Source organism: Rhizobium sp. UBA1881, from assembly GCF_002338015.1.
GTDB lineage: Bacteria > Pseudomonadota > Alphaproteobacteria > Rhizobiales > Rhizobiaceae > Rhizobium.
On the sequence record NZ_DDHH01000056.1, the window covers coordinates 11,856 to 35,320 of the forward strand.

Below are 23,465 nucleotides of genomic sequence, written 5' to 3' on the forward strand. Positions count from 1 at the left end.
TGTCGTGTGACGCAGTAGGAACAGCCCAACTTTTCAACCGGCAAGTTCCGGACGGCGCACCGTGCGCCCGATTATTCCGAAAGACAGACAAAATGACAGAGATAAGCGGCGTCGTTCCGGCGATCGGCAAGGCGTTGGCGAAGCGCGGTTATTCCGAGCTCACCCCCGTTCAGCAATCCATGCTCGATCCGGCGCTTGCCGCATCCGACGCGCTGGTGTCGGCGCAGACTGGTTCTGGCAAGACGGTTGCCTTCGGCCTCGCTATGGCGCCGACGCTGCTTGGCGACGACGATCGCTTCGAGCCTGCTGCCACGCCGCTGGCGCTCGTCATCGCGCCGACCCGCGAGCTGGCGCTTCAGGTCAAGCGCGAGCTGGAATGGCTCTATGAGCTGACCGGCGCCGTCATCGTCAGCTGCGTCGGCGGCATGGATATCCGCAGCGAGCGCCGCGCGCTCGAGCGTGGCGCCCATATCGTCGTCGGCACGCCCGGCCGTCTCTGCGACCACATCCGCCGCCGCGCGCTCGACATGTCCGATCTGAAGGCCGTCGTGCTCGACGAAGCCGACGAGATGCTCGACCTCGGCTTCCGCGAAGACCTCGAATTCATTCTCGATGCGTCCCCGGATGACCGCCGCACGCTGATGTTCTCGGCAACCGTGCCGGCTGCTATCGCCAAGCTCGCCAAGAGCTATCAGAAGAACGCCGTGCGCATCGCCACCACGACGGAAGAAAAACAGCACGTCGATATCGAATACCGCGCACTGGCCGTCGCCCCGAGCGACCGCGAGAACGCGATCATCAACGTGTTGCGCTATTACGAGGCGACCAACGCCATCGTCTTCTGCTCGACCCGTGCGGCCGTCAACCATCTGACCGCCCGCTTCCATAACCGCAATTTCGACGTGGTCGCGCTCTCGGGCGAACTGACGCAGAACGAGCGCAGCCATGCGCTGCAGGCCATGCGCGATGGCCGCGCCCGCGTCTGCATCGCGACCGACGTTGCGGCCCGCGGTATCGACCTGCCTGGCCTCGATCTCGTCATCCACGCCGACCTTCCGACCAATCCGGAAACCCTGCTGCACCGTTCGGGCCGTACCGGCCGCGCCGGTCGCAAGGGCGTCAGTGCCATGATCGTGCCGCTCAACGCCCACCGCAAGGCCGAGCGTCTGCTCGATAACGCCGGCATCGCCGCCACATGGGCACTGCCGCCGTCGGCCGAGGAAGTCATCGCCCGCGACGAGGAACGTCTGCTCGCCGATCCGATCTTCGAAGAGGCTCCCCGCGAGGAAGAGCAGGACATCGTCAAGCGCCTGCTGGAAGCGCATGGCGCCGAGAAGCTCGCAAACGCCTTCGTCAACCTCTACCGCGCCAAGCAGTCGGCGCCGGAGGATCTGATGGAGATCAGCCTGCAGGCCGATCCGCGCAAGCCGCGCGACAACGCCGATGGCCCACGCGACACCAGCCCGCGTGGCCCGCGCGACGATTTCGGCCCCAGCGTCTGGTTCTCGCTGTCGGTCGGCCGCAAGCAGAACGCCGAGCCGCGCTGGCTGATCCCTATGATCTGCCGCAACGGCAACCTGACCAAGCGCGATATCGGCGCCATCAAGATGCAGCCCGAAGAGACCTTCGTCGAGATCGCCGCCGGCAGCGCCGATGCGTTTCTTGCCGCCACCGGTCCGAACAAGACGATGGAACGCGGCATCCGCGTCAGCCGTCTGCCCGGCACGCCGGAATTCGGTCGCCAGGATTACGGCAAGTCGGATTTCAACAAGTCCGGCCCCAAGCCTTACGCCGCCAAGAAGAGCTATGACGACCGCCCGCGCGACGGCGGCTTCAAGAAGGGACCGCGCAGCGATGCCGCCCCATCTGGCGAGCGCGACAGCAAGCCGTGGAGCAAGCCCGGCAAGCCGAAGTTCGAAGGTAAGCCGAAATACGAAGGCAAGCCCAAGTTCGACGGTAACGGCCCGAAGCCTAAGTTCTCCAAGAAGAAGGGCTGAGGCCCAAAGCGTGACGGCGAGGATCGCATGCGCCGCCAGTCGTTCGGGTGATCTTGATTTTCAGGGCACCACGCGACCTGGCAGCCATGCCTCGCCGTTTCTCATATCAAGCAATCGCGAAACATGAAGCTCGCGCTTGCTGATCCGGACCGGGTGACGCCATGCATGATAAGACCGAGCGCATGACATCCGTTTCCACTGACGATGGTGCTCAACCACAAAAGCGCACGTCTTCCTTCGACGCCAGCGCCTTCATCGCCAGGAATCTTCGGCTTCTGCCCGTGCCGGGTCTCGAACATATCCAGCTCTACACCGCGCATTCTGGAAGCCGGCTGTCACGGCTCGGCGGCACGGATCTCGACGCGCCGGCGCCTTACTGGGCCTATGGCTGGGGCGGTGGTGCGGTGCTCGCACGCCATATCGCCGAGAACCCGTACCTCGTGCACGGCCGCCGCGTGCTCGACCTCGGCACCGGGTCCGGCCTCGTCGCGATCGTCGCCGCCAAGGCCGAAGCAACATCCGTGGTCGCCGCCGACATCGACGAAAACGCCATCGCCGCCGCCCGCCTTAACGCGAGCGTCAACGGCGTCGAGCTTGATCTCTTGCATGCCGACCTCCTCGACGGTCCGCCGCCTGCTGTAGATATCGTTCTGGCCGGAGATCTCTTCTATGACGAAGTGCTGGCAAAACGCGCGATGGCGTTTCTGGAAACCTGCCGTGTCGCCGGCATCGACGTCCTGATCGGCGATCCTTATCGCGTGCCGCTGCCAACGGAGAGGCTGCACTGCATTGCCGAGTACTCCGTTCCGGATTTCGGTCTTGGTAGCGATGGGGTCGAGGTGCGCGCCGGCGTGTTCAGCTTGGCCACGGTCCCGGACCGCTAGCCAATTCCAGGCGCTCCAACGTCAGCCCGCCGCAGCCTGCAGGTCCAGCAGCACCCGCATGGCCTCTTCGGCGTCGGCCGTTGGGACGAATACATGGTCGTGATGATAGGCGGCGACCATGTTGCAGGAGATGTTGTGATTGGCGAGCGCGGTTGCAACGGCGGCCGTCAGCCCGACGCCCTCAAGCGATGAGAACACGGTGAGCGTGATCCGTCGCATCGGGAGAGTGTTGTCGAATCCCAGCCGCTGAGCGTCGCCGAGCGCCAGTATCACGGACACACCTTCGGCCTCGCGAAACCAGCCAAGCGAGATTGGTGCAGCCTGCATCGCGAGCTGCTCGTCTTCGGTCGTGCAGAACACATAGTCCGCAGCGTCAAGGCTTGGCGTCATGCCACTGAGCATGGCCTTGGTATCGCGAACCGGCTGGGTGGTCATGATCGTGCATCCCGGCTGTGTAGATGCGCCGAGTGTGGAACACGCACGCTATCCGCACAAGTCACCATAATAACAGCAATCAGTCGGCAGGTGCGCCCGGTCGAGCGTTTAGCCGAGCAGCTCCGGGCGAATCAGCATCACCTCGCACGCTTCTCCGGCCGCAAGCTCGGGCATGTGCGGCGGCCGTATGATCAGGCAGTCGGCTTGCGCGAAGATCTTCATCATCGACGAATCCTGCTTGCCGAAGGGCTCTACCCGCAAAACGCCCGTTGGCGAACGCACCGCTCTTGCCCTGACGTAATCCTGCCGCTGGTCGTTCGCCTTCATACTCACGGCAGCTTCGGCCGTAGCACTCCGCTTGACCGGAGGCAGCGACGCGAGCTTGCGGATCAGTGGTTCGAGAAACAGCAGGCCGCAGACGAGGCTGGAAACCGGATTGCCTGGAAGACCGAGCACATGCGTGTCGCCGAAACTGCCCACCATCAGCGGCTTGCCCGGCCGCATGGCGATACGCCAGAAATCGAGCTCCATGCCCGCGGCAAGCAGCGTTGCCTGCACCAGATCATGGTCCCCAACGGACGCGCCGCCCAGTGTGACGATCACGTCGACCTTGGCTTTCCGTGCTCTCTCGACGGCAGCTGTGATCGCCGCCTTGTCATCGGGAACGATACCGAGATCAAGCACCTCGGCGCCGGCCTTGCGCGCCAGTGCCGCAATCCCGAATGTACTGGAAGCAATGATCTGCGAGGGGCCGGGCTGTTGTCCTGGCGTCACCAGTTCGTCGCCTGTGGCAAGCAGCGCGACCAGAGGCTTGCGCCGAACGTCGAGCGTCGCGTGGTTCATGCCGGCGGCAACGGTCAGGCGCGAGAAATCGATCACCGTGCCTGCCATCAGCACCGGCTCGCCTTCACGAAAGTCCTGTCCGCGCGGACGCACATGCTGGCCGGGCCGCACCGGAAAGGTGGTGCGGATGCCGCCTTCGGTCTTCTCGGCGTCTTCCTGCAGCAATACGCTGTCGGCGCCCTCGGGAACGGGCGCGCCGGTGAAGATCCGCACGGTCTCGCCGGCGCCGATCGCGCCGTTAAAGGCGTGTCCGGCAGACGACGTCCCGATTATCAGTAGCTCGCTGCCGGGCTCAAGTGCGTCCTCGCCGCGCAGCGCATAGCCGTCCATCGCCGATGAATTGAAGGGCGGCTGTGTCAGGCGCGCGGTGACGTCGGTCGCGAGAACGCGTCCTTCGGCCTCGGCGAGGGAGACGGTTTCGAGCGCCATGATGGGCTTTGCCCGCGACAGCAGGCGTTCCTGCGCTTCGGCGACGGGCAGCATGCTCATTTGAAGTGCTCCGGATGCCTGAAATCGCCCGACTTCCCGCCCGATTTCTCAAGCAGTCGGATGCCGCTGATCTCCATCGCCTTGTCGGCGGCCTTGGCCATGTCGTAGATCGTGAGGCACGCGACCGAGACGGCCGTCAGTGCTTCCATCTCGACGCCGGTCTTGCCGGTGAGCTTGGCGGTCGCCGTGACGCGCAGGCCGGGCAGGGCGCTATCCTCGGCAATCTCGACGGAAACCTTCGTCAGCATCAGCGGATGGCAGAGCGGGATGAGATTGCTGGTCTGCTTGGCGGCCATGATGCCGGCCAGCCGCGCCGTGCCAATCACGTCGCCCTTCTTGGCGTTGCCCTCGAGGATCAGCTGAAGCGTCGCCGGTGCCATCTTCACATGGCCTTCGGCGGTCGCGATGCGGGTGGTATCGGCCTTGTCACCGACATCGACCATATGCGCTTCACCGGCCGCGTCGATATGGGTCAGGCCGGCCTTTTCGCCACTCATCTTATTCGGCCGCCAGCGAGGCCTGGCCGAACAGCAGCGCCTGCGTGGCCGCCGTCACATCGTCCTTGCGCATCAGGCTCTCGCCGACGAGGAAGGTGTTGATGCCGAAAGCCTGCAGCCGCTTGCAATCCTCATGCGTGAAGATGCCGCTTTCGCCGACCAGCAGCCGGTCATCCGGCACCATCGCCGACAGCTCTTCGCTGACGGTCAGGCTGACCTCGAAGGTCCTCAGGTTGCGGTTGTTGATTCCGACCAGCGGCGACGAGAGCTTCAGCGCGCGCTCCATCTCTTCAGCGTCGTGTACTTCGACGAGCACATCCATGCCGAGCCCGAAGGCCTCGTCCTGTAGCCGTTCCGCATCGCTGTCGGAAAGCGAGGCCATGATCAAGAGAATGCAATCCGCGCCCCATGCACGGGCTTCCTGCACCTGATAGGTCTCGAACATGAAATCCTTGCGCAGAGCCGGCAGCTTGCAGGCCGCCCGCGCTGCCATCAGGAACTCGGGCGCGCCCTGAAAGCTCGGCGTATCCGTGAGCACGGACAGACAGGCGGCACCGCCAAGTTCGTAAGCCTCTACCAGAGCCGGCGGATCGAAATCAGGACGGATCAGTCCCTTGGACGGGCTTGCCTTCTTGATCTCGGCGATCAGACCGAACTGGCCCGCATCACGCTTGGAAACCAGCGCCTTGTGGAAACCACGCGGCACGGTCTGGTCCTGCTGCATCGCCTTCAGATCGGCGAGCGAAACCTTGGCCTTCGCCGCCGCGATTTCTTCGCGCTTGTAGAGTTCGATCTTCTGCAGAATGTCGGTCATGTCGGTATCCTAGTCGAGGTCGTTGGATACGGCGACAAGTTTGTCGAGCGCACCCGCGGTGGCGCCGCTGTCGAGCGACTGGGCGGCAAGCCGCATACCGTCATGCAACGTTTCGGCCTTGCCGGCGATCACGAGCGATGCGGCGGCATTGGCGAGCGCGATGTCGCGATAGGCGTTCTTCGCGCCGCTCAGCACATCGCGCAGCGCAGCCGCATTGACGACGCCGTCGCCGCCCTTGATTGCTTGGAGTTCGACCGTATCGACGCCGAAGTCGCTAGGCGACAGCTCGAAGCTTTTTATCTTGCCGTTCTCAAGCGCTGCGACGCTGGTCTTGCCCGTGGTGGTGATTTCGTCGAGGCCGTTGCCGTGCACGACCCAGACGCTCTCGGAACCGAGATCGCGCATGACTTCGGCGATTGGCATGACGAGCTGCGGCGAGTAGACGCCGAGCAGCTGGCGGCGGACGCCGGCCGGATTGGAGAGCGGGCCGAGCACGTTGAAGATCGTGCGCGTGCCGAGCTCGACGCGCGACGGGCCGACATGGCGCATGGCCGAGTGGTGCTGCTGCGCGAACATAAAACCGACGCCGGCTTCGCGAATGCAGCGCGAGATGACATCAGGCGTCACGTCCAGCTTGACGCCCAGCGCCGCGAGGCTGTCGGCAGCGCCGGACTTGGAGCTCAAGGCCCGGTTGCCGTGCTTGGCGACCGGTACACCGGCGCCGGCGACGATCAGGGCCGCCAGCGTCGAGATGTTGTAGGTGCCGCTGGCATCACCCCCTGTGCCGACGATGTCGATGGCATCGGCCGGCGCTTCCACCGTCAGCATCTTCGAGCGCATGGTCGTGACGGCGCCGACGATCTCGTCGACGGTCTCGCCGCGAACGCGCAGCGCCATCAGAAAGCCGCCGATCTGCGAAGGCGTGGCCTGGCCGGACATCAGGATGTCGAAGGCCTCGCGGGCCTCCTCGCGTGTCAGAGGTTCGCGGCTTGCGGCCTTCGCCAGGAGGGGCTTCAGATCGGTCATGCGTTCATGTTCCCCTTAGCGCGAGGCTGCCTGTTCGGCGAGCTGCTGGTTGATCGACACGCCATACTGCGTCTGCAGCAGGGAGACCATCTGGTCCAGGATGTCGTCGCCGGCGGCGTTTGCGATCGCGTTGATCTGCTGGTCCTGATTGGCGAGCACGTCGCCGGTCGGCTCGGTGTTCACCTCGGTGACCTTCATCAGGATCTGCGTCGTCGGATCGGCGCCGATAGCGGTCGCGATGGTGTCGATCGGGCCGGAGAAGGAGGCGTTGACGCCACCGGTGCCGAGAACCACGTCGTCCATGCCGCGGGTGATGCCGCTCTTGCTCTCGAGCTGAATGCCGAGCGGTGCGGCGATGTCAGCGAGCGAGGTACCCTTCTGGGCCTGCTGCTTCAGCTCGTCCGCCTTCTTGGCGAGCTCCGTCTTCTGCTGCTCGGCGGTCCAGTCGGCGACGGCCTTGTCGTGAACCTCGGCAAGCGGACGGTCGCGCTCGGGCGTGACGTCGCCGAGAGCAAACCACAGATAGCCATCCGTACCGATCGAGAGCGACGGGATATCAGCACCAGCTTCTGCACGGAACACCGCGCCCAGCACCTGCTGCTTCTCGGGAATGTCCTTGACCTCATTGCCGGCCTTGTCGAGGCCCGTTGCATCGACGGCGTCGATGGTCACGGCCTTGAGCTTCAGCTGCGTGGCGATCTGGTCGAGCGTCGAGCCGGCGCTGCGCAGGTCTTCGATCTGATCGTGAACGGTGATCATCTGCTGCGACGCATTGGCGACGGCAAGCTGCTTGCGCAGGTCTTCCTTGACCTCGTCGAAACTCTTCGCGCTCTCGGGCTTGATGTTGGTGATGCGCAGGATAACCGGGCCGAAGCTGCCCTCGACGACAGGCGAGGTGCCGCCGTTGCGGGAAACCGCGAAGGCCGCGTCGGCAACGGACTGATCGGGAACCTTGTCCTTGGTGAATTCACCGAGCATCACGTCGTTGGCGGTCTTGCCCTGGTCGGTCACCAGCTGGTCGAAGGTCGTACCGGTCTTGAGCGCATTGGCTGCCGCGTTGGCGAGGTCCTTGTTCTGGAAGGTCAGCTGCTCGATCGTGCGGCTTTCCGGCGTACGATAGGCGTCCTTGCGCTTTTCGAAGTCCTCACGGATCTGATCGTCGGTCACCGTTCCGGCGTCTGCGATGTCGGCCGGCTGCAGTTTCAGATAGGTGAACTTGCGATACTCGGGCGCACGATAACGCGCCTTGGCGCCTTCGAACCACTTGGCGAGAACATCGTCAGCCGGCGCCTTGATCGGCTCGATATTGGCGTTCGTCAGCAGCAGGTAGTCGATGCCGCGGCTTTCCTGGCGGTAGAGCTTCAGCGAATCGACCAACGTCTTCGGCGGCGTGAAGCCGTTCGAGATCGCATCGACGATCTGGCTGCGAACCGCGACCTTGCTGCGCTCCTTGATATAGTCGTCCTCGCGGATGCCGGCGTTGCGCAGGCGCGAGGTAAACAGCGAGCGGTCGAACTGGCCGTTGACGGCCTTGAATGCCGGATCGTCACCGATCAGCTGGGCGAGGCGATCCTCGGAGAGGCCGAGCCCCATGTCGGCGGCGAGCTGGTCCAGTGACGCGCCGGCCACCAGCTGCGAAATCACCTGCTGTTCCACGCCGAAGGCGCGGGCCTGATCGGGTGTCAGGCGCATGCCGAACTGCTGGCTGAGGTTCGAGACCTGGCGCTGATAGGCGAGGCGGAACTCGTTGACGTCGACCTGCTGGTCGCCGACCGTCACCACGGTCGTGCTGTTGCTACCGGTCAGCAGGGAGTGTGACACACCCCAAATGCCGAAAGAGGCGACCAGGAGCAGCATCAGGAGCTTGGCGGCCCAGGTCTGGGCAGCTCTACGCAGAAGATCGAACATCGAAACGCAAACCTCGCATTATATTCGCCCGTTCGCGGGCAAAGCATTGGACGTTCCTTAGAGCAAACGCATGAGGAATTGAAGGGTTATCGCGCGAAAACATCTGCGCTATACCAGCCGTGTTTCGCGACGCCGATCGAAGACAAAAGATGCTCTCTCGCGGAACCTTTGACGGCGCTATTTCGTTGAGCAGCATTCCGAAGAAACAGGAGCAAATAATGGCCGACATGAAAACCGCCTCCGCACAGTCCACAGCCGCGCGCGTCAAGGCGGAGATTGCAACGGATGATCTGTCCGCGCAGGTCGCCGCATTGCGGGAAGATCTGGCGCGACTGTCCGAAAGCGTCGTTGCGCTGGGGCAGGGTGCAAAGACCGCCGTTGCTGATGAGGCCTCAGTTTTGACCGAACGCGTCCGCGACAAGGTTCGTGCAGAGCCGATCCTCGCGATCGCGGTCACCGCCGGCGTGGCATACCTGTTTGGCCTGATGAGCCGCCGATAGAATTTCTCGATCGAGATGGAAAGGGCCGGGCTGTGGAGCTCGGCCCTTTTTGCATTCGCTTCTTGGGGCGCCGAGCTCACCAAAGAAGACACTTGTGAAAACTGTGCTTTGGTTGGCCGATCGTGTTACCCATACGTCCGGCGTGAGGTGGGAAATCACGGAAATGTGAAATGCAACTAGCGGGGGATTTTTATCCAATTACTCGACACATTGTGGAGTGATTGGGAGTGGCGCACGGCTTGACAGGCGCAGGTCGCCCGTATGATGATCCATTTTGGTTGGAGCGTTGTTCTGGCATCGCTTTATGGTTTAGGTAAAATCAACCTTTAGAAGAAATTAGGAAAATACATAAAGTCAAAATATCTTTGAATATAAATGCGGAAATCTGGTGTCTATATGATCTGATTTGCGTCAAATAATACTAACCCGAACTTTGATGGCGGGATTGCTGTTATTGGTTTGTTTTGGCGACCTCGAAGTATGTTTCATCATTTTCAATGATATATCGCCAACTATAGAACATATTTATCACCCCTGTGATGTCGCTTTCGGTAGGGTTGTATGGCTGATCGCTTTAGGCGAGTGTCGTTGAAAAACCTCATCCGTCGGCAAAATTTAGGTTTTGATCAGCAATCTCTTGCTCAACCTGCAATCTATGTCATGGTACAGCCTTGGACATGAGGGGTAACAGAGATGATCAATCTTCAGTCAGCTCGCAGTGACACCAACCACGACCAGCGTTTGCTCGATTGCCGCGCCGACGTGGAACCGGCGCTCCACCAGATTATCCGTGAAGCGCAGAAGAACGGCTGGGCGGCGGCCGAGGTGGCCATGGCGATTGCCGATGCCGCCGATGATTACATTCTTCTGCTGGCAAACCGCAAAACCACCGCGCACTGATCGCCTTTTTCCTTCGCTCATCCGACGTCTTAGCTCGTGCTCCCGCTTCATTATGCGAGAACACGGCGCGAAGACACGGCGGGGCTGGTTGACGGTGCCGGCGAAGCAGCTTAAAGCCTTCGAAACCTGATTTGGTGACACCCAAGCTGCGCGCTTTTGCTGCCGGGCCATCAGATTGGTGCGCTGGATGGGTGGCCGAGTGGTTTAAGGCAACGGTCTTGAAAACCGTCGTGCGGGGAACCGTACCGTGGGTTCGAATCCCACCCCATCCGCCATTTTCGGCAAATTATAGAACTAAGCCGACTGAGCCCACACCGGACAAACGTCCGCTGTGCGCGGCTCTTCAGGTGGCCGTCAGCCTCAGCGATCAAACTCCCTGCGTACTTCGATCATTGAGGTTTGCAGTGAAGAGTTTTTTTGCCAATCGTGGAAAGATGTTGCGATCCGTTGCCGCTGGTGTGCTGCTCGCCGGCGCGCTGTTTGGCGGCTATATCGGTTATCTGCAGCTGAGCGGAAACTTCCATCGCGTGGTCAGGGACCAGCTGTACCGGTCAGCGCAGCTGTCCCCGGCGCAGCTGGAGAAGCATGTTCGCGACCACGGTATCAAGACGATCATCAATCTGCGCGGCGAGAACGTGAATGCGCAGTGGTACAATGCGGAGATCGAGACGGCGCAACAGCTTGGCGTCGAACATATCGACTTTGCCATGTCGTCTGGAACCGTACTTACGCCGGAGCGCGCCGATGAGCTCGTTGCGATCATGAAGGCCGCGCCCAAGCCGATCCTTATCCATTGCCAGAGCGGCGCCGACCGCACCGGCTTGGTATCGGTGATCTATAGCCAGCAGATCGCCGGCGTCAGAGAGGATGTCGCCGAGCGCCAGCTTTCCGTTCGCTACGGCCACGTCGCCATCCCGCACATTTCATCCGTCTATGCGATGGACGTCAGCTGGGACCGTCTGGAAACACATTATGGCATCAAAGGCTGAGGCGCGAATAGCTGTGGGCTGAGACGCGCTTTCAGGCTTGTGTCAGAAAAGGCAGGCATCCCGTCAACGATAGGCGGGATTTGGCCATCGTTTTCCGATGGGGTCCCGCGGCATGTATTGCGGAGACACCGAATTGAACGACAGTAAATCCCGAGGCGCGTCGCGCTTCTTTCGACCTGAAATCGGAAGCGTGACGCTCTGCCTGTTGACGACCGCCTATCTGCTGATCGTCACAAACCGCACCTTCTGGTCGAAAGCATTTGGATATTTTGCCGCGGATCGTTTCGGTTTCACGATCTTCGTGATCGGCATCGCTGCGGCGAGCATGGGTGTTGTCACGTTCTTTTCCGCGAAATACATCACCAAGCCCTTCCTGATCTTCTTCGTGATCGCGGCATCGGCCGCTTCCTGGTTCACAGATTCCTTCGGTGTGATCGTCGACAAGGAGATGATCCGCAATGCCGCGGTATCGACCGGCGCCGAAGCCGGGCACCTGGTTACCCCTCGCTTTGCCTTGCACATCCTGCTCACCGGCATCGTTCCATCGCTGCTGATCCTCTGGGTTCGTATTCGTCACCGGCCGATCCTGAAGAAGCTCGCACACAACACGGCGGTCATTCTGGCATGCGCTGCAGTCTTTGCAGCGATTGGGATCGGTGACTATCGCACCTTCGCCGGCGTCGGGCGCGCTCACAAGGATCTGCTCGACACGCTCAATCCCTTCGTTCCGATCACCAGTGCCCTTCGCTTCGCGATCTCCTCCGGCCAGGACGCAAACATCGTCGCACAGCCGCTGGGCACGGACGCCCATCGCGTCAACACCGCCGGTACCACCAAGCCGCGCGTGCTGATTGTCGTCGCCGGCGAAACGGCGCGGGCGCAGGACTTCTCGCTCGGCGGTTATGAGCGCGACACCAATCCGGAGTTGGCCAAGCAGAACGTCGTCTATTTCCCGAACACCAGCAGCTGCGGAACCGCGACAGCCATCTCAATCCCATGCCTGTTCTCGGTCTATCCGAGAACGGCCTATACGCATCGCAAGGCTCTCGAGACGGAGAACGTTCTCGATGTGCTCGGCCATGCCAACGTGTCCGTATCCTGGCTCGACAACGACACCGGCAGCTACCATGTCACCGACCGGGTACCGTATCAGTTCCTTCCCGACACCGCCGATCCCCGTTTCTGCAAGGACGGCGAATGCCTGGATGCGATCCTGCTCGACAAGATGGATGCGTGGCTGGACCAAGTGAAAGGCGACAGCGTGCTTGTGCTGCACCAGCTCGGCAGCCACGGCCCGGCATATTACGCTCGCTACCCGGAAGAATACCGTCGCTTCCAGCCGGATTGCCGCGCCAACGATTTTGGAAGCTGCTCGCCGGAAGAAATCCGCAACGCCTACGACAACACCATCCTTTATACGGATCACATCGTGTCGGCGGTGATCGACAAGATGAAGCAGCGTGCGGACAAGATGGCGGCGTCCGTCGTCTACTTTTCCGACCACGGCGAATCCCTTGGCGAGAACGGTCTTTATCTGCACGGCACACCCTACGTCGTGGCTCCCATACAGCAAACCCATGTGCCCTTCGTGGTCTGGTTGTCCGATGATCTGCAGGCTTCGGCCGGCTATGACACAGCGTGCCTGGCGGCAAACGCCAACAAGCCGACCTCGCACGACAATGTCTTCCATAGCGTGCTCGGTCTGATGGACGTCTCGACCAAGGTCTACGATCCGGCGCTGGATGTCTTCTCCGGCTGCCGCAAGGCCGCTGCACACGTCGCCAGCGCGAACGTGTCTGCAGGCGTGAATTGATAGCAGATATGAAACAGAGGAGGCCGGGGCGATCGCTTCGGCCTCCTCTTTTTTGCAGAAGTAATGTAGCCGGCTATCGTCCGCTGATCGTCGAGCGTTGCCGGAGGCAGGCGTGAGTAGAGTCCGCTGTCGCAATATTGTCATTCTCGCTTCAGGCTAGTGTCAGCAGCACCCAGCATAGAGTGTATCTCTCGATTGTTTCTTGGAGATACTTTTGCGCGCACTGAAACGACTTCGCATTCCACGTGCGGCTAAGGTTGCCGGCGGCCTTGTTCTTTTCGCTGGCCTGACCCTCGGTGGATACGCCGGCTATCTCCAATTGACCGGAAATTTTCATACTGTCATAGCCGGGCAACTTTATCGCTCCGCCCAGCCGTCGCCATCCCAGCTTGAGCGCTATATCCGTGACAACGGCATCAAGACCGTCATCAACCTGCGCGGCAATTCCGGATACGCGAAGTGGTGGTCGGAGGAGGTCGCGGTATCGGAGCGGCTGGGCGTCGAACATGTCGATTTCCCGATGTCGGCTTCAAAAATCCTGACCGCCGAAAAGGCTGACCGACTTGTTGCCATCATGCGCGACGCGCCGAAGCCTATCCTGATCCATTGTCTCTCCGGCGCCGACCGGACAGGACTTGCCTCGGTGCTCTACAGCCAGCAGATCGCCAACGTCACGGAAGACGTCGCCGAGCGTCAGCTGTCTTTCGCCTTCGGTCATGTCGGCATCCCGCATCTGTCATCCGCCTATGCGATGGATCGAAGCTGGAGCAATTTCGAAAAGCGCCACGGGCTCGATAAGGCTGAGCAGGCTCTACCGGTCCGCGACGCTCAGCTCGAGAGCGATCCGGTCAACGGCGGCGCTGGTTAGGCGTCGAAGGGCGAGCCGCTATGAATGTCCTGCTGGTCGAAGATAACGCTGTGCTCGGCGATGCCGTCTGTGACCACGTCTGCGCCCACGGACATTCGGTCGAATGGTGCCTGACGCTCGCGGATGCGACGCGCGCTGCCGATAGCGGCGAGTATGGCCTCGTCCTGCTCGATCTGCGCCTTCCCGATGGAAATGGCCTGTCGCTGCTTCGCCGGTTGCGCGGCCGCAGCAACAATGTGCCGATCATCATTCTGACCGCGCACGACCAGGTGTCCGACCAGATAGAAGGATTCAACTGCGGTGCCACGGATTATCTGGTCAAGCCGTTCGGCCTCCCGGATCTCGACCGCCGGATGCTGGCGGTGACCCGCGCGCAGCGCGCCAACTGAACGGCGCTTTGACTGATCAAGCCCCTTTGCGAGGCATGCAGCCGGCGAACACGTCGAGTTTCGGGTCGTAGGCGCTCGTGGTGACGTTCATCATTCCGAGAACGCTGTGAAAGAGGTTGTCGTGAGAGGTCGGCTGTGCACGCTGCCGCGCCACGCATGCCATGTCCACGCCCATCGATTTCCGGAAGTCCGGGTCGAGCCACACGAGGAACGGCACATGCGTCTGTTCCTCCGGTGCGAAGATGTAGGGCGTCCCGTGGAGGTAGAGACCGTTTTCGCCGAGCGATTCGCCGTGGTCGGACATGTAGATCATCCCGGCCGCAATCTTGTCGCTGCGGGCCTTCAGCTTGTCGATGATGCCGGACAGGAAGTGATCTGTGTAGAGAATGGTGTTGTCGTAGGCGTTGACGATGTCGGCATCCTTGCAATTGCCAAGCTCGGCCGTCTGGCATTCGGGCGTGAACTTCCGAAACGCCGCCGGATATCGCAGATAATAGGCCGGCCCGTGGCTTCCCATCTGGTGAAGCACCAGAACGCTGTCCTTCTTCACATTGGCCAGCCATTCGTCGAACTTGTCGAGAAAGATCCCATCCTGGCATTCGCCGCCGCTGCAGTAGCGAGCATCGGTGGACTTCGCGAGGTCGATATAGGTGATCCGATCGGCGACGCCCTTGCTGCCCGTGTTGTTGTCGAGCCATGCCGTGTCGATCCCGGCATGGGCGAGCACATCCATCAGCCCCTCGTTGGCGAGGCCTTTGGCATGATCGAAGTTGTCCCGAGTGAACTGGGAAAACATGCAGGGGATCGACGTTGCAGTCGCCGTGCCGCAACTCGTGGCATTCGGGAAATAGATAATGTCCTGCTTCTCAAGTTCCGGATTGGTGTCGCGATGATAGCCGCCGAGCGAGAAGTTCATCGCGCGCGCGGTTTCTCCGGCGATGATGATCGTCACGCGCGGTTTGTCGGTGGTGCCCGCGGGCGTCGCGACCTTCGCATCCAGTCCAATCGGTGCGACCACCAGCCTGGCCTCTTCTCCCGTCTGGACGAAGTACTTCGCGGTGCTGACGATCGGGACGATGGGGTTGAGGCTCTTCAACATATCGCGATGCTGCCGAATGGCCGCCGTATAGGTTTTCGAATAGGTGAGGGCCGCAATGGCAAAGACCGCTAAACAGGCTATGACGGTCAGGCTGTTCCACATGAGCTTTTGCAGGATCGGGCGATGAACCACGCGCACCCATAGGACCAGCGCGATAGGGATAACGCCATACAACAACGCGTGCAGCAGTAGACCGGGCGTGATCAGATGTTGCGCCTCCGCCGGCGTCGTCTGCATCGCGTTGCGGATCATGTCGCTGTCGAGGATGACACCGAAGGAATCCGTGAACCACGCCGCCATCGCCGCCGCGATGATCAGGAAGATCAGCACCGGCTTGATCACATATTTCGCGGAGAGCAGCGTGATCGCGCCGATGAACAGCATGGCGATCGCGATATAGAGCGCGACAACGGCACCCGGCTCGAAGCCGAGATAGGCGTGCACCTTCTTCCAGAAAGTGAAATTGGTGAACAAGACGAGATAAAGGCCGACGATGGCGGACAGGGTCACGCTGCCGATGCGTGGACGCGCCGGCAGGGATTTACGCACGTCGCTTTTCTCTGTCATGCCGATACTTCTCGAGGTTGCTTGCACATCGCGGCGGCCTGGCCAACCTCGTCCCGCCGCCGGCCCGTAAGTGCTGCACAACCCTGACATCAGCCTGAATTTCCAAGACAATCGTGATGGCGTCGGCACGTGTGCGCCCACAAGCGACCGGTGGTCGTGGCGTATGGCGCCGAGACGTGGTCCGCTCAAAACAGCAAGGCCCACGCAAGCAACCGGGCACACAAGTGAGCTCGAATATTTGCAAACCGGTGATAGCGCGGCGAGTCACGCCGCAGTCGATCAGGCCGGTTCAATGGAGTTGATGCCCGTGAAAACTGCCGCCGCCCAGATGCACGAATTTGAAGACCTGCACGCGATAGCGGGCAAGGCGGCGATCGTTCGCACGGTCTATGAGGGCAAGGACATTTCGCCCTATTGGGATGCGCTGATGGCGCGGGTATCCGCCGACGTCTCCGATGCGGGCGCCTTCATGGACCTCGCGATCATCCTGCAAACCCTCGGCAAGAGCCAAGAAGCCGCCATCACCCAGAAGGGCGCGCTGGAGATGAGCCGCAAATACCATATTCGCAACGGCAGCGGGTCGGGCCTTCGCGTCCTCGTGATCGCCACCCGCGGCGATTTCATGGCCAATACGCCGATCGAATTCCTGCTTGAGAGCTCAGATGCGAATATCTTTCTCCACTACGTCGATGAGCTGACGCCGCACCTGGACGATGTGCCCGAGCATGACGTGGCCTTCGTCGCCGTCGGCGAGTCGCCCGAAAATCTGGCCGTGCTGGAAAACCTCGAGCATCTGCTGACAAGCTGGACCGGCCCGATCGTGAACAATGCGCCGCGCCGGGTCATCGATCTGTCACGCGAGGGCGTGGCTAGTGCCTTCCGCAACGAGCCCACCATTCTCGCTCCGGTGACAACGCGGATCGCTCGCCAGACACTCGTCGATCTGGCAGCGGGCCTGCTCCCGATCGCGGCGATGGACGGATTGACATCCTTCCCGATCATCCTTCGCCCGATCGGCACCCACGCCGGGCATGGAATGGAAAAGATCGGCTCGACCGATGCGATTGCCGCCTATCTCACCAGCCGCCCGGAAGCCGAGTTCTACATTGCTCCCTTCGTCGACTACAGCGACGACGACGGCAAGTTTCGCAAGCAGCGTATCGCGGTCATCGATGGCAAGCCCTATGCGAGCCATCTGGCGATCTCCGACCACTGGATGGTGCACTACCTCAACGCCGGCATGGCGGAGCATGCGGAGCGGCGGCTTGAGGAAGCGTCTTGGATGGCGGATTTCGACACCGATTTCGCCGTACGGCATGCCGATGCGTTTGCAGCACTCCATCGCCGCCTCGGCCTGGACTACTTCGCCATCGATTGCGCCGAGCTGTCGGACGGTCGCCTGCTGCTGTTTGAAGCAGACGTCGCGATGATCGTCCATTCGATGGATTCCGCGACCGTCTTCCCCTACAAGAAGCAGTCGATGGCAACCCTGTTTGCCGCATTCGAAGATGCGCTGGCCAGCCGCACGCGGGACGGTAAGCCTCTGCGAGGCCAACAGGCACACGGCTCCAATCAGGCAGGCGTCGTGTCGCTTGTGGAAGTGCTGTGATCGCAGCTTCGAGGGCCACCAGATCCGGAGACGACATGTTCGCTATCAGGACGATGGCCGAACTCGTTCCTGATTACCGGCACAAGCTGGACGCGGCCAGTATCGACCACACGCTGTCGCTTCTGTTCGCGGGAGGCGGCGATAGCCGTATCTGGCCTGATGCAGCAAGCGGCCGTAATCGATACGGAACCCGCACCACTGCGGCCAAGGACGAGATTTCCTTCGCGTCCACAACTGCGAGCAACGTCTCGCCGCAGGGCTTCATCGCTGCCGGCCATCAGCTGAAGCGGCTGTTCGGCGTCGATGGCGCCGCTGCGATCGCCGTCGACGAATGGTTCGCCGAGATGCGCGGCCGTATCGGCCGCAACATCGGATGCGACGAGAGCGGCATTGTGCTTGCCGCATCCGGAACCGACGTGGAACTTCTCGCGCTCGGCCTGATGCTTGCGCTGTCGCCACGCCCGATCACCAACATCCTGATCGCGCCTGAGGAAACCGGCAGCGGCGTACCGCGCGCTGCCTCAGGCCGCCATTTCGCGGATGTGACGGCGCTGGGCCACGCCGTGAGAGCGGGCGAGATGCTCGCCGGTATTACCGCCGATCGCATCGAAGTTCAGGCGGTGGCGATCCGCAACGCGACGGGCCAGGCGCGAAACCCCGATGATGTCGACGCCGATGTCATATCGCTTGCCGAGGACGCGCTGAAGCGCGACAGGGATGTCCTTGTCCATGTTCTGGATACCTCCAAGACGGGCCTGACCGGCGTCTCGCGACAGGCTGCTCGGTATATCTCTGCGCGCGCGCCCGGACGTGTTCGCGTTCTCGTCGATGCCTGCCAGTTTCGCTGCAGCGCCGCCGCGCTCGCCCGGGATATCGCCGACGGCTTTCTCGTCGCGGTCACCGGCTCGAAGTTCCTAGCCGGACCGCCCTTCGCGGGTGCGCTCGCCATACCGCCGGCGCTCGTCGAGGAACTCGCTACGAAGCGCGCGTTTGCGTCGGGGCTTTCCGATTACACGGCCCTTCATGATTGGCCAGCGCGTCTGCGCGGCGGCAATGATCAGCAATTCGGATCGCACTTCAATCTCGGCCTGGGCCTCAGGTGGACAGCTGCGCTTGAGCAACTGAAGCCCCTGGCCGCAATCGACACCGCCGTCCAGCGTCGCATCAAGCAGGCCTTCGCAGACCTTGTGCGCGCCCGCGCCGAGCATATGGAAGGCTTATTGATCCATCCGGACGACGAAGGCGATCATATCGTTGATCGCGCCATCTTCCCCTTGACCATCACTGCCGAAGACAATCGCTTCGCGTCGCTTGCGCAGGCGCAAAGGCTCCATCTGGCGCTCCGCGAGAACGACATTGGACCGGTCTGCCATATCGGGCAGGCAGTCAATCTGGGCGCCCGCACGATCCTCAGGGTCGCGGCCTCGGCGATCGATATCAACGCGGTGTCCGACAGACTGGCCGGCGGTGACACAATGGAGAAGGCAATGCGGCCGATCGCCGACGATCTCGACATCGTGTTCGATAAATGGGCCGCCGTCTCCAGGGCTGATCGAGGGCTCTGATGTCACGGATTGCGAAAACGGACATGCCGGAAGGTCCGGATCTGAAGAAGTCGACGAGCCTCGACCCCACGGACTGGCAAGCGTTTCGCGAAGCAGCCCACCGCATGCTCGACGACACCATCGATCATATTGCCAATGTCAGACAAAAGCCGGTCTGGCAGCAGATGCCGTCGGATACGCGGTCAAGGTTCGCCCGCGCGTTGCCGGATGATCCCCGTGCGCTTGACGATGTGCTCGATGATATCCGCGCGCATGTCTTTCCCCACGCCACCGGCAATCTGCATCCGCTGTTCATGGGCTGGGTCCATGGCGCTGGCACACCCGTTGGCATGGTGGCGGAGATGGTCGCCGCCGGCTTGAACATGAATTGCGGTGGCCGCGATCATGTGGGTATCGAGGTCGAAAAGCAGGTCGCCCTATGGATGGCGCAAGTGCTTGGCTATCCCTCATCGGCAAGCGGCCTTTTCGTCACCGGTTCGTCGATGGCCAATTTCCTGGCATTGACCATCGCCCGCACCGAGGCCTTGGGCGAAACCGTGCGACGGGACGGATTGCGCAAGGCCGACCGACAATTGGTCGCCTACACATCCTCGCAAGCGCATGTCTGCATCGCGCAGGCCATGGAGCTGTCAGGGATAGGCTCCGCGAACCTGAGATCTATCGCGGTCGACGACGCCGGCCGCATGAGCGTCGAGGCGCTGGCCGGAGCGATCGCGCAAGACCGTGCGGAGGGCTTGCTCCCGTTTCTCGTGGTCGGCACGGCAGGCACGGTGAACACAGGTGCGATCGATCCTCTTCTGGATATATCGAAGCTCGCCGAAGCGGAAAACATCTGGTTCCACGTCGATGGGGCCATCGGCGCTCTGGCCATGCTGTCGCCGGAAATGCGCCAGCTTTTCTCCGGCATCGAGCGGTCTGCCTCGATCGCCCTCGACTTCCACAAATGGGGCCACGTGCCCTATGACGCCGGCTTCCTGTTGGTTCGCGACAGTGATGCGCACAAGCGCGCATTCGCCCAACCGGCCGCATATTTGCAACGGTCGGGCAGGGGGCTTGCCGCTGGCGAGACATGGCCTTGCGATCTGGGCCCCGATCTTTCGAGAGGCTTCCGAGCGCTGAAGACCTGGATGACGATCGAAACGCTCGGAATGGAGCGGATGGGCAATGCCATCGCGCGCACCTGCGAACTCGCCCGCTATCTCGCCGCAAACCTCAAGCGCGATCCTCGCTTCGAGATAAAGGCGCCGGTTGGCCTCAACATCGTCTGCTTCGGCATTCGCGATGCCGACGATGGCTTCATCCGCGATCTCGTGCTTGATCTTCATGAGCAGGGATTGGCGGTGCCCTCCTGGACGACGCTGCAGGGCGAACTCGTGGTGCGCTGCGCGATCGTCAATCACCGTACGACCAGCGAGGACATCGACGTGTTTCTCAAGATCCTGACGCATTACCTCGACCGGTATCCGCGAGCCTGAGACGAGGCGTCGGCAGCGTAGCCACTCAGGCACTGTTGTCTTGCAGACACTACGCGGCAAATGAATCAGACGAGCGGTGCTACTGAAATAGCCCTGTTACAAACGGCGGCGAATATCCCGACCATCGCAACCCGGGGACCATTCATGCGCCGCGCATTCCGCCTCTCCACATACGCACTCGTTACCGCAGCCTGTCTCTACGCTCCGGCAAAGGCCGAGGATTTGCAGTTCTCCGCCTATGGTGGCTACCAGACGGCACCGCATAGCGGCGTGGATGTCTCCGACGGCACGCATTTCAATGCCGGTTGGGAAGGCAAGTCCTTCGGCTCGCCGCCCTATTATGGTGCTCGCGTCACCTGGTGGCTCGAGAACTTCAATCATCCGAACCTCGGCTTCTCCCTCGATTATACCCACGCCAAGGTCTATGCCGACGAGAAGACGCTGGCGACATCCGGCTGGTCGCATTTCGAATTCACCGATGGCCTGAACCTTCTGACGGCCAACGCGCTCTATCGCTTCCCGATCGAAGGCCAGCGCTGGACGCCGTATATCGGCGCCGGCGTCGGCATCAACGTCCCGCATGTCGAAGTCACGCGCCCCCAGGGTACGACCTTCGATTACGAGTTCGGCGGCGTGACGCTCCAGGCCCAGGCCGGTGTGGATTTTCGCATCACCGACCGCTGGTCGACCTTCGTCGAGTACAAGGGAAATTACTCCCGCGTGAACGTGCCGATCGACAGCGGCGACAATCTGAAGACCAACATCTTCACGAACGCCGTTAACCTGGGTGTGTCGTTTCACTTCTGACAGCTCATTGATCGCTGTCGGGGAGGCCATGGATGTGCTGGATCGCTTCATTAATTTAGCGATCCATTAACCATATTCATTAGAATTGTCTCTATCTCGGCGAAAGCTTTCGCAAATTCGCCGCGAAGGTCGCATGATTAAAGTCTCGTTAGGTTGATGGCGGTACGGCTTGTTTTGCCTGAATAGGCGGACTTTGAGCCATAACGGTCTTGAGCGGCGTGGGACATATGAGACGAGACTTCGGGGCGGCGGCATTTGCGACACCAATGCGGTGGGTAGGTTTGTCGCTTATCTGTGCGACGGTTACCGCTTGCGGAACGGCACCCACGACGACAGCCAAGCGCACGCACGGCAAGGAATATTTTGCCGAGTCGGAATACGGCGTCAAGGCGAGCCCGCGTGTCGCCACCGGCAACAATATCCCGAAGGGCGGCGGTCGCTACATCGTCGGCAATCCCTATGTCGTCAAAGGTAAGACCTATTTCCCGAAGGAAGATTTCTCCTACAACAAGGTCGGCATCGCCTCCTGGTACGGCTCGGCCTTCCATGGTCGCCTGACCGCCAATGGCGAAGTCTACGACCAGATGCACATTTCCGCCGCGCATCCGACATTCCCGCTGCCGAGCTATGCGCGCGTGACGAACGTCGAAAACGGCTCGTCCATCATCGTGCGCGTCAACGACCGCGGCCCTTATCATGAAGGTCGCATCATCGACCTCTCGAACAAGACCGCCGATCTGCTCGATCTCCAGCACAGCGGTACCGGCAATGTGCGCGTGCAGTATGTCGGCAAGGCCCGCATGGATGGCCACGACATGCCGTATCTGATGGCCTCCTACGTGCCGAAGGGCAGCCGTATTCCCGGCGTCTATCCGGGCGAGGGGCAGATCGCCACCGGCGTCATGGTCGCCTCCAACAGCAAACGCATCACGCGCGACGAGATCCAGAGCTTCGGCGGCTTCACGCCGCCGGCTGAGGACCGCGTTCCCGTGCCGCAGTCGATCACCTCCTACGCCGGCTCGACCCCGAGCGCGCCTTATAACGCCGCTCCGGTCCCGACGCCGCTGCGCGCACCGTCCTTCGACAATGCCGCGCCGGCGTCGTTCGGCGAAATGGTCGTGCTGCCCGAGATCGGTCCCTATCCTTATGAGCGCCCCTATGGCTGGCAGCAGGGATCGATGGCCATGGGCTACCAGGAAGAGGGCGTAAAGACCGTGACGGTCGATCTCGCCTTCGACGCGGTCATGGTTCGCAATGACGGCTTGACCGAAGACAGCATTTTGGCATCATTCAAGCGTCAGAAGGCAGCGAAGTCTGCGCTGAAGTAATGTTTCCGAGGTCCCTCGGGGCCGGATCGATGAGGGTTTCGATGCTGAAACATATGCTTCGTCTCTGTGTCTGCCTGTTGCCGCTGGCCCAGGTCGTTGCGACCGATGCCGCGGCGGCACCCGCCGACACCAATCAGTCGTTCGTCACCAAGGCCGCGCAAGCCTATATGGTCGAAGCGTCGACCGGCACGGTGCTGCTTGCCAAGAACGAACACCAGACCTTCTCGCCGGCCTCGCTTGCCAAGCTTATGACCGTCGAACTCGTCTTCGATGCCTTGACGAGCAAGCAGATCACGCTCGATACCCAATATCCCGTCTCCGAATTTGCCTGGCGCACCGGCGGCGCGCCGTCGCGTACCGCGACCATGTTCGCGGCGCTGAAGTCCAACGTGCGGGTCGAGGATCTCGTGCGAGGGATCGCCATCCAGGGCGCCAATGACAGCTGCATCATTCTTGCCGAGGGCATGAGCGGCGGCGAGCCGGCTTTCGCCGAGAGCATGACGCGACGCGCAAAGACGCTCGGCATGCAGCACTCGATCTTCGCCAACTCCACCGGGCTTCCCGACGGTAAGAGCAAGACCACGGCCTATGACATGGTCGCGCTGGCGGAGCGGCTGCAAGAGGGCTACCCGACCTATTATCCCTACTTCAGATCGGAAGAGC

Annotated in this window: 21 protein-coding genes and 1 tRNA gene; 15 read left to right on the plus strand and 7 right to left on the minus strand. The window is 61.6% G+C overall.

The window, feature by feature from the left end; all coding sequences use genetic code 11:
• Nucleotides 1-92 precede the first annotated feature (92 nt).
• Both B3605_RS05450 and B3605_RS05455 read left to right on the plus strand, forming a co-directional pair.
• Nucleotides 93-1,997: a DEAD/DEAH box helicase gene (locus B3605_RS05450; protein ID WP_296433152.1), complete on the plus strand. Its 1,905-nt coding sequence runs from the start codon at nt 93-95 to the stop codon at nt 1,995-1,997.
• A gap of 161 nt (nt 1,998-2,158) precedes the next feature.
• Nucleotides 2,159-2,881 carry a class I SAM-dependent methyltransferase gene (locus tag B3605_RS05455; RefSeq protein ID WP_112945605.1) on the plus strand — a complete coding sequence of 241 codons (723 nt, stop codon included), beginning with the start codon at nt 2,159-2,161 and terminating at the stop codon, nt 2,879-2,881.
• Between the two features lie 21 nt (nt 2,882-2,902).
• Here the strand turns inward: B3605_RS05455 and B3605_RS05460 are convergent, their stop codons facing one another.
• From B3605_RS05460 to B3605_RS05485, 6 genes are all read right to left on the minus strand, one after another.
• Nucleotides 2,903-3,316 carry an ACT domain-containing protein gene (locus tag B3605_RS05460; protein ID WP_112945604.1) on the minus strand — a complete coding sequence of 138 codons (414 nt, stop codon included), beginning with the start codon at nt 3,314-3,316 and terminating at the stop codon, nt 2,903-2,905.
• A 108-nt stretch (nt 3,317-3,424) separates the two neighbouring features.
• The gene (gene glp / locus B3605_RS05465) at nt 3,425-4,648 is read right to left on the minus strand and encodes a gephyrin-like molybdotransferase Glp (protein WP_112945603.1); all 1,224 of its coding nucleotides are present in this window, start codon (nt 4,646-4,648) and stop codon (nt 3,425-3,427) included.
• Nucleotides 4,645-5,145: a cyclic pyranopterin monophosphate synthase MoaC gene (gene moaC, locus B3605_RS05470; protein ID WP_112945602.1), complete on the minus strand. Its 501-nt coding sequence runs from the start codon at nt 5,143-5,145 to the stop codon at nt 4,645-4,647. Before moaC ends, glp begins: the two co-directional genes overlap by 4 nt.
• A 1-nt stretch (nt 5,146) precedes the next feature.
• A complete protein-coding gene (gene trpC / locus B3605_RS05475) occupies nt 5,147-5,959 on the minus strand; it encodes an indole-3-glycerol phosphate synthase TrpC (RefSeq protein WP_296433158.1) in 813 nt (270 codons plus the stop codon).
• Nucleotides 5,960-5,968: 9 nt separating this feature from the next.
• Nucleotides 5,969-6,985 carry an anthranilate phosphoribosyltransferase gene (gene trpD / locus B3605_RS05480; RefSeq protein ID WP_112945600.1) on the minus strand — a complete coding sequence of 339 codons (1,017 nt, stop codon included), beginning with the start codon at nt 6,983-6,985 and terminating at the stop codon, nt 5,969-5,971.
• Nucleotides 6,986-7,000: 15 nt separating this feature from the next.
• Nucleotides 7,001-8,893 (minus strand): peptidylprolyl isomerase, encoded by a 1,893-nt coding sequence (locus tag B3605_RS05485; protein ID WP_112945599.1) that lies wholly within the window; start codon nt 8,891-8,893, stop codon nt 7,001-7,003.
• Between the two features lie 218 nt (nt 8,894-9,111).
• Here B3605_RS05485 and B3605_RS05490 point away from each other — a divergent pair, with 218 nt between their 5' ends.
• From B3605_RS05490 to B3605_RS05520, 7 genes are all read left to right on the plus strand, one after another.
• Nucleotides 9,112-9,393, plus strand: coding sequence for a hypothetical protein (locus tag B3605_RS05490; protein ID WP_112945598.1), 282 nt, complete (start codon nt 9,112-9,114; stop codon nt 9,391-9,393).
• Nucleotides 9,394-10,086: 693 nt separating this feature from the next.
• Nucleotides 10,087-10,293: a hypothetical protein gene (locus tag B3605_RS05495; RefSeq protein ID WP_018899881.1), complete on the plus strand. Its 207-nt coding sequence runs from the start codon at nt 10,087-10,089 to the stop codon at nt 10,291-10,293.
• A gap of 185 nt (nt 10,294-10,478) precedes the next feature.
• Nucleotides 10,479-10,568, plus strand: a tRNA-Ser gene (locus tag B3605_RS05500).
• 159 nt (nt 10,569-10,727) lie between these two features.
• Nucleotides 10,728-11,282, plus strand: a complete 555-nt coding sequence (locus tag B3605_RS05505) for a dual specificity protein phosphatase family protein (protein ID WP_112945597.1) — start codon at nt 10,728-10,730, stop codon at nt 11,280-11,282.
• A gap of 133 nt (nt 11,283-11,415) precedes the next feature.
• The gene (locus B3605_RS05510) at nt 11,416-13,095 is read left to right on the plus strand and encodes a phosphoethanolamine transferase (protein WP_296433164.1); all 1,680 of its coding nucleotides are present in this window, start codon (nt 11,416-11,418) and stop codon (nt 13,093-13,095) included.
• Between the two features lie 223 nt (nt 13,096-13,318).
• Nucleotides 13,319-13,963: a tyrosine-protein phosphatase gene (locus B3605_RS05515; RefSeq protein WP_409457201.1), complete on the plus strand. Its 645-nt coding sequence runs from the start codon at nt 13,319-13,321 to the stop codon at nt 13,961-13,963.
• 20 nt (nt 13,964-13,983) lie between these two features.
• A complete protein-coding gene (locus B3605_RS05520; protein WP_112945595.1) occupies nt 13,984-14,352 on the plus strand; it encodes a response regulator in 369 nt (122 codons plus the stop codon).
• Nucleotides 14,353-14,368: 16 nt separating this feature from the next.
• On the opposite strand, the gene B3605_RS05525 is transcribed toward B3605_RS05520, so the two are convergent.
• A complete protein-coding gene (locus B3605_RS05525) occupies nt 14,369-16,018 on the minus strand; it encodes a phosphoethanolamine transferase (RefSeq protein ID WP_183794702.1) in 1,650 nt (549 codons plus the stop codon).
• Nucleotides 16,019-16,325: 307 nt separating this feature from the next.
• On the opposite strand from B3605_RS05525, the gene B3605_RS05530 reads away from it, so the two are divergent.
• The 6 genes from B3605_RS05530 to B3605_RS05555 all read left to right on the plus strand — a co-directional run.
• Nucleotides 16,326-17,627, plus strand: coding sequence for an ATP-grasp domain-containing protein (locus B3605_RS05530; RefSeq protein WP_183794700.1), 1,302 nt, complete (start codon nt 16,326-16,328; stop codon nt 17,625-17,627).
• Nucleotides 17,628-17,662: 35 nt separating this feature from the next.
• Nucleotides 17,663-19,192 carry a hypothetical protein gene (locus tag B3605_RS05535; RefSeq protein ID WP_112973167.1) on the plus strand — a complete coding sequence of 510 codons (1,530 nt, stop codon included), beginning with the start codon at nt 17,663-17,665 and terminating at the stop codon, nt 19,190-19,192.
• A 23-nt stretch (nt 19,193-19,215) separates the two neighbouring features.
• The gene (locus B3605_RS05540) at nt 19,216-20,667 is read left to right on the plus strand and encodes a pyridoxal phosphate-dependent decarboxylase family protein (RefSeq protein ID WP_296433171.1); all 1,452 of its coding nucleotides are present in this window, start codon (nt 19,216-19,218) and stop codon (nt 20,665-20,667) included.
• A 144-nt stretch (nt 20,668-20,811) separates the two neighbouring features.
• Entirely contained in the window at nt 20,812-21,474 is a 663-nt protein-coding gene (locus B3605_RS05545) for an outer membrane protein (RefSeq protein ID WP_112945592.1), read from the plus strand.
• Nucleotides 21,475-21,701: 227 nt separating this feature from the next.
• Nucleotides 21,702-22,802 (plus strand): septal ring lytic transglycosylase RlpA family protein, encoded by a 1,101-nt coding sequence (locus B3605_RS05550; RefSeq protein WP_112945591.1) that lies wholly within the window; start codon nt 21,702-21,704, stop codon nt 22,800-22,802.
• 41 nt (nt 22,803-22,843) lie between these two features.
• A partial coding sequence (locus B3605_RS05555; protein ID WP_296433174.1) for a D-alanyl-D-alanine carboxypeptidase family protein occupies nt 22,844-23,465 on the plus strand: 622 nt, incomplete at its 3' end.